The following is an 11,985-nucleotide window of genomic DNA, read 5'->3' on the forward strand; positions in this document are numbered from 1 at the left end:
ACTTCGGCCTCACTCATCCATCGGACTCACTCATCCATCGGACTCACTCGTCTATCGGACTCACTCAACTAGAGGTCGAACTCGACGTGCTGGATGTCCGTGAAGCGGACCTCTTCCAGGCTTCCGGCGCGGCGGCCGTTGTCCTGGAAGTACACCTCCTTGAGCGCTTCGGCGGCGATCTCCCGCAGGTGGTCGTCGCCGGCGCCCTGCTCCTGGGCCTCGAAGAGACGGGCGGCGTGGCGGGGCGGCAGGGCGACGGTCAGGTGGCGGATCCGGTCCTGATCGGTCGAGCCGATCGGCGCGGTGTAGCCGAGACGGGCCCGGGTGTCGAGGACGATGCCGCCGGTCGTCGCCGCCTTCTCGCGGGCCTTCGCCCGGATCTGCGGCTGCCACCGGGCCTTCACCTCACGCTCCAGACGCGCGGCGAGATCCGGGCGGGGCTTCTTGATCTGATCCTTCACGTACCGCTCCACGGTGCGCTGGGAGATGCGCAGCATCCGGGCGACGGCCCGCGTTCCCTTCAACTGCCGTACCAGGTACCGCATCTGCGCGCCCGCGCTCTTCGGAACCGGGCGGGTGAACGCCTTCTGCACCGCCTGGTCCAGGCCGTCCCCGAACGTGCTCATCGCCCTCTCCTACTCTCCGCTGTCCTGGCCGGTGACGGTGCCGTCCTTGATGTACCGCGCGAGGTTCAGCTCAGGCGCATCGAACTGCTCACGCAGCCCCTCACCCCACAACACGCTCTGCGTGCCCTCGTGCTTCACCAGCCCGGGGTTCACGCCGAGCTTGAAACCGCCCGGCAGCGGCTTGCCCTCCCGGTAGGGCAGGAAGTCCAGCGGGCTCTCGCCGTCGACCGCGTACACGGCGCAGTCGGAGAGGATCGCGACCGGGTACTGCCCGGTGAACGCCGCATGCTTGACGATCTTGCGGTGCATGTTGATCCGCGTGCGGGAGATGACCGCGGCACGGATGTCCGGACGCCACGTCGGCCGGGACAGGGCCCGCCACGGCTGACCGGGCGTCCAGCCCTCCCCACGGGGCCGCTCGCGCAGCTTGCCCAGCCCCCCCTTGACGGTCGCCTTGACCGCGGACACCACGATCGCCAGCTCGGGGTCGCGCTGCCGATAGCCGTCCATCGCCGCCAGGAACTCCTCCGGAGGAACGTCAGCAGGCACCCCGAGATCGGCCATCGTCGCGATGTACGCATCGCGCAACCGTCCGTACCAGCCGTCCAGATAGCGGCCGTTCTCGCGCCGCACCCACGCCTCCACCGGGCGCACTTCGTAGCCCAGCTCCTGGGCGTAGGCGACGGTCGGCGTCGCATACCAGGCCGCCCCCTCGGGCCGCTCCCCCGTCGGCGTGAACGGACTGGGCAGCAGGCTGCCGTCCAGCTCCACCCACTCCTTGCCCGACTTCACCCTCGACAGGTCGACGTGACTCAGGTCGACTAGCCACGAGCCGGGCAACTTCTGGTCGAACACCGGGCTCTTGACGTACGTGGGCGGTTCGGCGAGGCCGACGATCAGCCCGTTGGCGCCGGCGGCGAAGGCCATGTTGACGTCGATGCCCACCAGGTTCCGATGCAGGCATTCGTCATCGGTCATCGGCCGCGCCCAGTCGTACGCCTCCTCGCACAGCTTCTCCGCCGGGCCGCGGACGTGGAAGCGAGGCAGGTCGGCGAGGACCGGGTGACCGTCGGGAGCCTCGCACGGCGCCGGATCGACCGGGTCCTTCCCCAGCGAGCCGGGGTTGTGCTCGGAGTGCCGCTTACCGTCGGCGTCCGGCGCGGTGGCGCGGGTCGGCGGGTGTAGCGCGGTCATCAACTCCAGACCGGTGACGGCGGTGGAGCCGCGCGGCGTCATCACCCGGGACGCGTACGCGCCCAGGACCCGGGCGAGTTCCGCCGGCGCAAGCTGCGCGGCCTCGCCCCAGTGCCGGACGTCGAGCGCATGCCAGGACGGAATGCACAGCTGCACGCAGGCCCGCTCCGCGCCCACGGCCGGACGGTAGATCCGCGCCCACGGCCCGAAGCCACGCTTCGTCAGCTTCCACTCCGCGCGGACCAACTGCTTGATGACCTTATGGCTCTCCGGGATCCGCCCGGCGAGCCGCTCCTCCTCCGTGAGAGCGACCGGCAGGCCGTAGCGCTCCAACGCGGCCTCGGTGAGCACCAGCAACGGATCGGCATCCTTACCCGGCCCGGACAGCCTCGCCTGCCCGAGCTTCGCCTCCTTGAGAGCCCAACCCACCAGAGCCGGAACGGACTTGGCGGGCACATCCAGCACCAGGCCACCGGGACAGTACGCCAGCACCTGGCCATCGGCGACATCGACAACCGCCAGCGGCCCGTTCTCAAAGCGCGGGTCATTGCCGCCCGCCGAAGCGTTCACCGGCGCAGCCTTCTTCGCCACCGGGCGCCGCGACGTCGACGACCTGGCAGTGCTGCGGGGCGGACGCGACGCGGCGGCCGGGACAACGGCGGGGCGGGGCAGGGCGTTCTCTCCTGCAGCCATGGCCGCGGTCTCGGGCGCCGGAACCGTGGACGGAGGCGGCGCTTCCTGCTCTGCGTTCGACTCACCGGTGGACGCCTCCGACACCTGCGCGACGGCGGGTTCCGCATCGGCGGGTTCCACATCGGCGGGCTCGGGGTACTTCTCCGCCCACCCGTCCAACAGACGCTGGTACGCCTGACGACGCGGCGGACGCGGCTCCGCACGGCCGGCCTCCCAGTTCTTGACCGTCTGCGTCGTCGTGCGCAGCACCTGCGCGAGCCGGGCCTGTGAGACACGCGCCGCCTCGCGCAGCCGCGCCCGCTCGGCCGGGGGCGGCATCTCCGGCTCGCCCTCCAGCAACGCGTCCACCGCCGCGAACAACTCATCTTCGGTCGCCATACTCCACCTCCACCCCAAAAAACTATCACGAACTTACCCATGAATTTATTGCCAGATTTGCAATATTCTTATCCTTGGATTTTCTATCACCCTGAGGTGGACCGCGTGGCCGCAGGCGACGACGCCTTGGCCGTGCTCTCCGAACAGGCGGATGCCCAGGCGGAGTTGACCGGCCTGAACAAAGGTGCGGCAGCTGCCATCTCCTTCCAACTCGCGCTGTAGGCGGCGGCGATACGCGTGACCTCGTCCGGGCCGGCCTCGTCGAGCTTGTGCTGTGGCCGGGATGGTTCACCGTGGTCGGGAGACGGCTCACGGGACGTGCACGGTCCGCGAGGCGGCTGGTATTACTGGTGCATGCAGGAAGAGACCGCGCGGTCCGCGATCGACACGTTCATCTCCGCGTTCAACGCCTCGGACGACAGCTATGTGACTGCGCTGCTCTCCCAGGCCCTCACCTCGGACGTGGTCTTCTGGGGACCGTTGGGCCGCAGTGAGGGGATCGAGGCGGTCGAGCGGTTCGTGCTGGACATCCGGCGCCATCCCGCGGGGGCCGGCACGATGGTGCGCTGTTCGGCGGTGGACATGCCGGGCGAGTGGGCGCGGTACCAGTGGGTCTTCACGACGCCGGATGGAGGCCCCCGCCTGGCGGGAACGGACGTCGTCCATCTGCGGCGGAGCCTCATCGACCAGGTCATCGTCTTCGCGGGGGAGATCGAGCCGTCCGCCTCCTGAGTCACTCTCCTCTGGCGCCGCCCTTCTCCTGAACCGGCCCCGTCCGGGGCTCCGGGTCTGCCCGGCCGAGATCATCTTCACCACGCTTCGGTCGTCCGCACTTGGCCACGAGCGGACCGATGATGCGCTGTGGCCGTGCAAGCTCGCGGTTGGTCAGGCCGCGGTGTTGAGGGGGCGTCCGCCCCAACGGATGCCCTTCCCGCTTCGGATGCGGGCGCGTTCCTTGCGTTCGGCGGCCAGGACGTCGCGGTGGCGGGCGTTGGTGTTGCGCCCCGTGGACTGTGCACAGGTGGGCGACGAGTTTGCGTAGTGACCAGCGAGTGAAAGGCCGGCCGAGCTTGGTGGGGCGGGTGGTGGCCGTCTGGGCGACGAAGTCCTCGTCGGCATCGCTGAGCAGGCGGGGACGGCCTCCCTCCCACCGAGGGTCCAGGCAGGCCAGGCCGATCTCGTTGAACCGGTGGATCACATCGCGCACGGTGTCCTCGCCGACCGCCACCAGCCGGGCGATCACCGGCACCCGCCCTAGCACCATCTGTTCGCGTCGGGGCTCCGGCACAAGGCCCGACCGCACGTGACGTGGATATCCGGACCGATGATCGAGGGCGTGCGACGGTAGCGTGCCCCGTATGACCCCACTCCCCGAACGTGCCGGGCGCCGGTGCCACAACGCTCTCGGCCCTCTGGACTCAGCCGTGTACTTCGCCCCCGAATTCGTGGCGGCGTTCGCGAAGTTCGGCGTCGATGACTGGCACGCCGCCTACTTCACCGCCAGGTCCGCCGCGATGGGCCCGGTCAACGCCACAACGGTCGATGCCGTCTTCTATCCGTACAGGCTCGATCTGATCGCACAACACATCCCGAAGACCTGGCAGATGCTTTCGCCGCAGCAGGCGCTGGAGGCCCGGACGCACGTCGCGGACGCCATGCTGCGCCGCCTGCTCGGCGAAGACGCACTCGCCTCGAAGGACCTGGCCAAGGCCGCGGAACTGGCCACACGCGCCATCGAAGCATGCGAACCCGGCGGACGTCCGCTCTCCGCCGGCCTCGCCGCGCTGCCCGTACCCGAGGCCCCGCACCTGGCCCTCTGGCACGCCGCGGGCGTCCTACGCGAATACCGCGGCGACGGCCACATCATCGCGCTGGCCCACGCCGGACTCGACGGCCTTGAAGCCCAGGTCACCCACACCGCCACCGGCAAGGGCATCGCCCCCGCCTGGGTGGCCCGCACCCGTGGCTGGACCCCCGACGACTGGTCCGCCGCTCAGGACCGGCTCCGCGACCGCGGACTCCTCACCGTCCAAGGCGAGTTGACCGACCAGGGCCGTGCACTGCGCCGGGACCTGGAGGACACCACCGACCGCCTGGACCGGGCCCCTTACGAACACCTCGGCGCCACCCACGTGGGACTCCTCACCGAGCTCGCGACCACCCTCACGACAACCATCGTCAATGCGGGCGCCTTCCCCGCGGACCTCTTCGGCAAGGGGTAACGCCTCTCAGCCCCCGGTCCCGCCACCTCGTTGACCGGTACGGCACCGGCCGAGGACATGCGCCGACGAAGTACCTTCCGGTGCCAGGTCTGTGTGCGGTCCCGGATGTCGCCGCGTGGGTGACCGAGGTGTTCGTCGACGCGGTGCTCGCCTCTGGTTGGGACCGAGCCCGTGCTGGTGGTGACCGTCTCCCGTTCGTCCCGTCGCTGAGGCGGGTACCCCCGTCGCCGGGGCGGTCCGTCTCCTGCAACTCGGGTATCACACAAGGCTGTTGTGTCATCCCCAGGGGGGAGGGGGAAATACAGACCGGCGAGGGATCCGCTGCGTGGTCGGTTCCTGAATGATCGTTCCTGTCCGAGCATGTGACCGGAAGGATCGATATCGTGCGCAGACGACGTCTCGCGCCCCTGTTGGCCGTGAGTGTCACGGCAACGCTGGCTCCCGCGCTTGCCTCCTCGACGGCCATCGCCGCGCCGGCCGCCACCCCGTCGACCGCCTCCTCCACCGCAGCCAAGGGCGCGCTGGACCGCTATGTGCAGCAGAAGCCGCAGTGGAAGCGGTGCGAAGCCGACACTCCGGCAGAGTTCGAGTGCGCCACGATCAAGGCCCCGCTGGACTACCGGGCTCCCGGGGGCAAGCGGATCGACTTGGCCATATCCCGGATCAAGAGCACCGCGCCCGACAAGCGGCACGGCGTCCTGCTCTCCAACCCCGGCGGCCCGGGGGGAGAAGGGCTCTACATGCCGCTGGTCATGCGGGAGGAGCTCCCCAAGTCCGCACAGCAGAAGTACGACCTCATCGGCTTCGACCCGCGCGGTGTGGGAAAGAGCAGCCCGGTTTCCTGCGGCCTGAAGCCGGAGGAAGAGGACTGGCTGCGGCCGTACAAGGAGAAGACGTTCGACAAGGACGTCGCCTGGGCACACGACGTCGCGAACAAGTGCAGGGAGAAGGCGGGCGACAGGCTCCCGCACATCACCACGCGCAACACCGCGCGCGACATGGATCTGCTCCGGGCGGTCCTCGGTGAGAAGAAGCTCTCGTACGTGGGTATTTCGTACGGCACCTACCTGGGCGCCGTCTACACCCAGCTCTTCCCGGACCGGGCCGACCGGTTCGTGCTGGACAGCGCGGTCGATCCGGCGCGTGCCTGGCGAGGGATGATCCAGTGGTGGGCCAAGGGCGCCGAGCCCGCGTTCGACCGGTGGACCGAGTGGGCCGCCGAACGTTCGGAGAAGTACGACCTCGGTGACACCCCAAAGGAAGTCGACCGGACCTTGTGGGACCTCGTCGCGCAGGCCAACGAGAAGCCCATCGAGGTGGAGGGGAAGCCGACCACCGGTGATGACATCCGGAGCGGTATGCGTGCGGCGGTCTTCACTCCGAAGGAGGCCACCGAGGCGGTCGTGGAGCTGAAGAAGGCCGCGGCCGGCGAGTCCGCCGCGAAGAAGCTCGCGGCGTTCACCGGAGCCAAGGGGACCAGGGCGGGCGCCGCCGCCGCTGCCGAGGTGCCGTCCGACAACATGACGTCGAGCTTCTGGGCCGTGGTGTGCGGCGACAACTCGGCCGCGTGGTCCCGCGATCCCGAGAGCTACCGGCAGGACGCCATCGAGGACAAGGGCCGTTACCCGCTCTACGGTGACTTCGCGTCCAGCATCAAGCCTTGCGCGTTCTGGGACGAGTCCGTGGAACCGGCAACCAAGGTGAACAACAAGGCCGGCTCTCTCGTCGTCCAGAACGAGTGGGATCCGCAGACCCCGCTGCCCAGCGGTCAGGCCCTGCACGCCGACCTGAAGGGCTCGAAGATGGTCACCGTCCTCGGCGGCGAAGGCCACGGCGTCTACCCGAACGGCAACGCGTGCACGGACGGCACGGTCAACGACTACCTGCTCACCGGCGAACTCCCGGCGAAGGACGTGACCTGCAAGGCGACGGCCGACTCGAACGCGAAGGCACGCAAGAACCAGAAGCGGGACGTGCTCCCCGGGTTTCCGCTCCCGGAACGCGCCCCGGACCGTTTCTGATCCCGGCCGCATGGCACACGCCGTGACGACCGTCCGCACCGCTGTGCGCCGTGACATGGAAGCGACACGCCCACGGCCCACGGACCAGCACATGTAGCGGTCAGCGGCGCGCAGCGCCCTTCAGCGCCCTCGATGTCCGCATGGGGATGGCCCCCGTGCGGACATCGAGGGTGGTCCAGCACCTGGCACTTGCGCAGGCGCCTGCGATAGACACTCCATCGTGGACCAGGGAATAGCAGCACTGCTCGGAGCAACTCTCGGCGTTTTAGGGACGGTTCTGGCCTCGACCGTCAACAACTGGTCGAACCGCCAACAAGTTCAAGCACAGCTCCAGGCCGAGAAGGCGCAATGGCACCGGCAAACCCGACGCGACGCCTACAGCGCCTTTCTGGCCCCAGCTGGCGAGGCGCAAACCGCGCTTCAAGCAGCCGGCCGAGCATTCGTCGGCACGCGCGACACACCGGAAATAGAACGACGGCTCAGAGCAGCGGAAGACCAACTGCAGAACGCTCGCGCGACGTGTGCACACGTGGCGATCGAAGGTCCTGAGACGGTGGAACGTGCCGCCCGCCGCGTCTACACGTCACTACGATCCATGCAGACGAACCTCATGGCCCTGGCCGACTCGCCAGAGAGCACCACCCACCGCAACGTCGGCTTCCTGGAACACCACGCCGTCGAAGTGGCTGAACTTTCCGACCGTATACGAGAGTTCACCGCCGTAGCCCGCGATGCCTTGAGCGAGACAGGGACGCACCAATAGCGCACCGCCGGCACCGAGGACGCCTCGGCCTCATGGCCTGCGGGCCCGGCAGGGTGTCAGCTACAGGTGCATGCCGGGCGGTCACCAGCCCCGTCATCAGCCCTGTCAGCAGCCCTGTCAGCAGCCCTGTCACCGGGTCCGCCACAGGCGCGGCCGGTGCGCCTGCCAGAGGACAGAACGGCACGCCCTCGCTTCCGGCCTGCAGGCGGCTCCCCGTGCATCGGCGTTTCGGCCACCGGCGTCCCGAAGGGCAGCCCCGTCGAGCAAGGGTCGGTGTACCGGACACGAACGCCCTTTCGCTCTACTCCAGGGGCCAAGCCGCGTCCGAAACACATGTGTTCGAAGCGCTGACCCGCTCGTTGGACGCCGTGACAACCCACCACGCCCTTCCGGAGGTCGCCATGTACCCCGCCCCTGTTCCCACGCTCCAGCCCCCTGTGAGCGAACGCCGCCTCACCTCGAGCGCGTATCGCGTTGACGTCACCAGCGGTTCAGCTCGACCGGATACGGGGTGGGCGGCATGAGCGAGCCTGCCGATGTCTCAGCCGATAGCGTTCCGGGGCCGCGCCCCGCCCCGCCCGAGCCGCTGACGAAGTCTGTCGAGCCGGATGAGGATGTGGTTGCGGAAGAGGCCGGTTCCGGGGCTCAGATGCAGTACGTGGACGTGACCGGGAGCCGTGAAGCGGCCGGTCGTTCGATCCGGATGCGTGACATGGCCAGGCGGCTCCCGCGGCTGGTGCGCCGGTCGCTGGCGCTGGCCTGGAGGGTCGACCGGGCGGCGACCGTCGGCCTGCTGCTGTGCCAGACGGTCTCCGGTGTGATGCAGGCCCTGGGTCTTGTCGCGATCAGCGGCACCCTGACCGCGCTGCTGACCAGCGGGGACGTCTACAACCGGCTGCTTGAGGCGTGGCCGTCCGTGGCCCTGCTGGCCGGTGCATCGGGCGTGCGCGCGCTCCTGGGCATCACGGTCAACTGGCTCTCTTCCCGGCTGCGTCCGCTGATGTCGCGGGAGGCCGAGCAGATGCTGCTGGCGGGTTGCGCCGAGGTGGAGCTGTGCGCGTACGACGAGCCCACCTTCAATCGCGACCGGGAGGCCGCCGATCGCGGAGCGCAGGTCACCGGGGACCTGATCGACGAAGGGCAGGATCTGATCGCCTCGTCGGCTTCCTTCCTCGCCGGGGCTGTGGTGCTGGCCGGGGTGCACTGGGTGCTCCTCCCGCTGCTGGTGGCGGCCAGCCTTCCGCAGGCTCTGGCGCAGGTGAGCGCGGCCCGGGTGCGCTATCTGGCAAACATGCGCAGCAATGGCGCCAACCGGATGCTGTCCGTGCTGCGTTGGCACATTTTCACGAGGGAGGCCGCCGATCAGATCCGTGCCGGCACCATGGCCGCCTTCCTGTCCCGCCGGTACCGGGAGACGGTTGCCCGGATCAACCGCGAGGACCGGATCGCGGCCGACAAGGGGGCTCGTATGTCCCTGGTCGGGGCGGTGTGCGGAGGCGTGGGGTCGGCCGTCGTGTGGGCGTCGGTGGTGGTCTTGCTGGCCACCGGACGCATCAGCGTCGGGCATGCCGGGACCGCCGTCTTCGCACTGCAGACGGTCGGGCAGTCGGTCCGCAGTCTGGTGAGCGTCGGCGCGCGGGCCGTGCGCACCGGGCTGTACATGGACGACTGGAGCGGGTTCCTCGACAAGGCCGGAGGGTTCCGGATGCGCCGGGGCACGCGTCGGCCCGGGGCGCCGCGGACGATCGAGATCACATCGGTCACCCACCACTACGCCGGGAAGGACCGGCCCGCTCTGTCCGACGTCTCCCTCACCTTGCGCCGCGGTGAAGTCGTCGCGCTGGTGGGGTTCAACGGTTCGGGGAAGTCGACGCTGTCGAAGCTGGTCAGCGGCTTGTATGTGCCGACCGACGGGCAGGTGTTGTGGGACGGCGTACCCACCGGCGATGCCGACCCGCAGGCACTGTGGCGGCAGGTGGCCCTGGTGCCGCAGGAGTACGCGCGATGGCCACTGAGCGCGCGCGAGAACATCACTCTGGGCCAGCCCTCGTCGCGCGGTGACGCGGCGGTGCGTGAGGCGTGCGAGGCCGCAGGCGCCGATGAGGTCGTCGACACGCTCGGTTCAGGTCTGGACACCCTCCTCGCCCGCGAGTGGCTCAACGGGGAGGAACTGAGCGGCGGACAGTGGCAGCGCGTCGCTCTCGCGCGGGCGTTCTTCCGCAAAGCGGGGCTGCTGGTCCTCGACGAACCGACCGCGAACCTGGATCCGCTGGCTGAATACCGGATCTTCCAGCGGCTGCGGGCCCTGGCACGGGACCAGGTGGTGCTGTTGGTGACCCACCGGATCACCAACTTGGCCGTGGCCGACCGGATCGTGGTCCTCGACGGAGGCCGGGTCGCGCAGGAGGGCACGTACCGGCAACTCGCCGAGCAGGAAGGGCAGTTCCAACGGCTCTTGTCCTGCCAGATCACCGCCGATGCCGCCCAGAGGGACGACGAGCCGCACGGGGCACGTATCTGAGCCGCCCCGGCGCATCCGCAGCAGTTCCCGCTGCGGCCTGCGCGTTCCCCCGTCCGCGGGGGCGTGGCTAACGTTCGCCTTCGCCGGCGGTTCTCGACCGCGAACCGCCGGCGAAGGCACAGGCCGCTGCCGATACCCAGCCGTCTGCCGAGGCCCGGCAGACGGCTCCCCTACCCCCGAGGTACCGATATGACGCCCACCCGATCCGCCATCCGTGCCCTGGTCGACTCCTACTTGGACCGCCACCCGAACGAACGACCCGCGTTGGTACCGCTGTTGACCGCGCTGGACGCTCCCGCAGATCCGACGAGCCGGGCGACGCTCCCGGCGCACCTCACATGCAGCGCCGTCGTCATCGACCGGGACCGGCGCGTGCTGCACATCCGCCACCGGGCCAGCGGCGGACTGATGCTCACCCCGGGCGGCCACGTCGAGCCCGGTGACGCGACGCTGCTCGCCGCGGCGGTCCGGGAGACCGGGATCCGCCCCGGCGACCTGTGCCTGACCCCGCAGCTGCGCGACGCACCGCTCGACATCGACGTCCACGACATCGACGCCAACCCGGCGAAGCACGAGCCCGCCCACCGCCACTACGACGTCAAATTCGCCTTCCACCTGGCCCGCGAAACGGTCCCCGAGATCGTGGTCCAGGACGACGAGGTCGCCGGCGCCGAGTGGCGGCGGTTCGAGGACATCGGGTCACCGATCCTCCGGACCAAGCTGCTGAACAGCGACCTCGACGGCCGGCCGCAGCCCATGAACGCGTCCGCGCTCATCCACGACGGCGCGGGACGGTACCTCCTGCACCTGAGGGACAACTACCCCGGCATCTGGGAGCCGGGCGCGTGGGCGCTGCTCGGTGGCGGCCGTGAACCGCAGGACCACTCGCTGCTCGACACGATCCGGCGCGAACTGGCCGAGGAGGCCCCGGGAATCGGGCCCCTGGACCTGGAACCCTTCGCCGTGGACGAGGCCACCGGCACCGAAGGGCTGTGCGTACCGGTCCAGATCTACGCATGTCAGTGGTGCGGCGACGCCGACCGGGTGGGCCTGACCGAAGGCGTGATGGTGCGTTGGTTCGCCCCGGAGATGCTGCACCGGCTGGTACTCAGCGAGAGCACCCGCGAGTTGGTGCTCCGGCACGCGGCCGACCACGGCGCCGGCACGTCCGGCACCGGTCACCGCCCGGACGCCCCCCTCGGCGTCCCCGTGGCGGAGAGCGCCGCCGGTGCCGCGGCGACCATCCGGCGCCTCGCCCAGCGGTTCACCGCCCATGACGAGGCGAGGGGGTTGAGCGCGCCGGAGCAGTGGACGTTGCAGGTCCTGAAGTTGGCCGAGGAGACCGGCGAGGCCGCGCAGGCGATCATCGGCGCGCGTGGCACCAACCCCCGCAAGCCCACCGCCTCCTGGGACGACGTGCACGCCGAGGTCGCGGACGTCGCCGTCACCGCCCTGGTCTCGCTGGCCCGGATGCGCCCCGGCGACGCCGAGCAGTACCTGCACCAGCAACTCGCCCTCAAAGCGGCCCCGTTCCTGCCGGACGGCATCGTCCGGCAACCGTGAGCAT

The 11,985-nt window shown here is 69.7% G+C and carries 9 protein-coding genes and 1 pseudogene; 7 read left to right on the forward strand and 3 right to left on the reverse strand.

Features of this window, described 5'->3' with window-relative positions; translation table 11 throughout:
* Positions 1-68 precede the first annotated feature (68 nt).
* Positions 69-626 carry a telomere-protecting terminal protein Tpg gene (gene tpg, locus ACIBK8_RS29700; protein ID WP_399045101.1) on the reverse strand — a complete coding sequence of 186 codons (558 nt, stop codon included), beginning with the start codon at positions 624-626 and terminating at the stop codon, positions 69-71.
* Positions 627-635: 9 nt separating this feature from the next.
* The gene (gene tap, locus ACIBK8_RS29705) at positions 636-2,891 is read right to left on the reverse strand and encodes a telomere-associated protein Tap (RefSeq protein ID WP_399045103.1); all 2,256 of its coding nucleotides are present in this window, start codon (positions 2,889-2,891) and stop codon (positions 636-638) included.
* Positions 2,892-2,930: 39 nt separating this feature from the next.
* On the opposite strand from tap, the gene ACIBK8_RS29710 reads away from it, so the two are divergent.
* Positions 2,931-3,113 (forward strand): hypothetical protein, encoded by a 183-nt coding sequence (locus ACIBK8_RS29710; protein ID WP_399045104.1) that lies wholly within the window; start codon positions 2,931-2,933, stop codon positions 3,111-3,113.
* Positions 3,114-3,245: 132 nt separating this feature from the next.
* A complete protein-coding gene (locus tag ACIBK8_RS29715; protein ID WP_399045105.1) occupies positions 3,246-3,623 on the forward strand; it encodes a nuclear transport factor 2 family protein in 378 nt (125 codons plus the stop codon).
* Positions 3,624-3,894: 271 nt separating this feature from the next.
* Here the strand turns inward: ACIBK8_RS29715 and ACIBK8_RS29720 are convergent.
* A pseudogene (locus ACIBK8_RS29720) lies at positions 3,895-4,155 on the reverse strand (transposase); the annotation flags it as partial.
* 94 nt (positions 4,156-4,249) lie between these two features.
* Between ACIBK8_RS29720 and ACIBK8_RS29725 the strand changes: the two are divergent.
* The 5 genes from ACIBK8_RS29725 to ACIBK8_RS29745 all read left to right on the forward strand — a co-directional run bounded on the left by ACIBK8_RS29725 (position 4,250) and on the right by ACIBK8_RS29745 (position 11,981).
* The gene (locus ACIBK8_RS29725) at positions 4,250-5,113 is read left to right on the forward strand and encodes a hypothetical protein (RefSeq protein ID WP_399045107.1); all 864 of its coding nucleotides are present in this window, start codon (positions 4,250-4,252) and stop codon (positions 5,111-5,113) included.
* 383 nt (positions 5,114-5,496) lie between these two features.
* Entirely contained in the window at positions 5,497-7,134 is a 1,638-nt protein-coding gene (locus tag ACIBK8_RS29730; protein ID WP_399045108.1) for an alpha/beta hydrolase, read from the forward strand.
* Between the two features lie 220 nt (positions 7,135-7,354).
* Positions 7,355-7,897 (forward strand): hypothetical protein, encoded by a 543-nt coding sequence (locus ACIBK8_RS29735; RefSeq protein ID WP_399045109.1) that lies wholly within the window; start codon positions 7,355-7,357, stop codon positions 7,895-7,897.
* A 649-nt stretch (positions 7,898-8,546) separates the two neighbouring features.
* Positions 8,547-10,418 carry an ABC transporter ATP-binding protein gene (locus ACIBK8_RS29740; protein WP_399045111.1) on the forward strand — a complete coding sequence of 624 codons (1,872 nt, stop codon included), beginning with the start codon at positions 8,547-8,549 and terminating at the stop codon, positions 10,416-10,418.
* Between the two features lie 189 nt (positions 10,419-10,607).
* On the forward strand, positions 10,608-11,981 hold the full coding sequence (locus ACIBK8_RS29745; RefSeq protein ID WP_399045113.1) for an NUDIX domain-containing protein: 1,374 nt from the start codon (positions 10,608-10,610) through the stop codon (positions 11,979-11,981).
* The last annotated feature ends 4 nt before the right edge of the window (positions 11,982-11,985 follow it).

This window comes from Streptomyces sp. NPDC050161 (assembly GCF_044460025.1).
Taxonomy (GTDB): Bacteria; Actinomycetota; Actinomycetes; order Streptomycetales; family Streptomycetaceae; genus Streptomyces.

Excerpts from the sequence above, each read along its gene's own strand:
- ACIBK8_RS29725 (WP_399045107.1), top strand. The coding sequence starts at position 4,250 with ATGACCCCACTCCCCGAACGTGCCGGGCGCCGGTGCCACAACGCTCTC.
- tap (WP_399045103.1), bottom strand. The coding sequence starts at position 2,891 with ATGGCGACCGAAGATGAGTTGTTCGCGGCGGTGGACGCGTTGCTGGAG.
- ACIBK8_RS29710 (WP_399045104.1), top strand. The coding sequence starts at position 2,931 with ATGAATTTATTGCCAGATTTGCAATATTCTTATCCTTGGATTTTCTAT.
- tpg (WP_399045101.1), bottom strand. The coding sequence starts at position 626 with ATGAGCACGTTCGGGGACGGCCTGGACCAGGCGGTGCAGAAGGCGTTC.
- ACIBK8_RS29745 (WP_399045113.1), top strand. The coding sequence starts at position 10,608 with ATGACGCCCACCCGATCCGCCATCCGTGCCCTGGTCGACTCCTACTTG.
- ACIBK8_RS29715 (WP_399045105.1), top strand. The coding sequence starts at position 3,246 with ATGCAGGAAGAGACCGCGCGGTCCGCGATCGACACGTTCATCTCCGCG.
- ACIBK8_RS29740 (WP_399045111.1), top strand. The coding sequence starts at position 8,547 with ATGCAGTACGTGGACGTGACCGGGAGCCGTGAAGCGGCCGGTCGTTCG.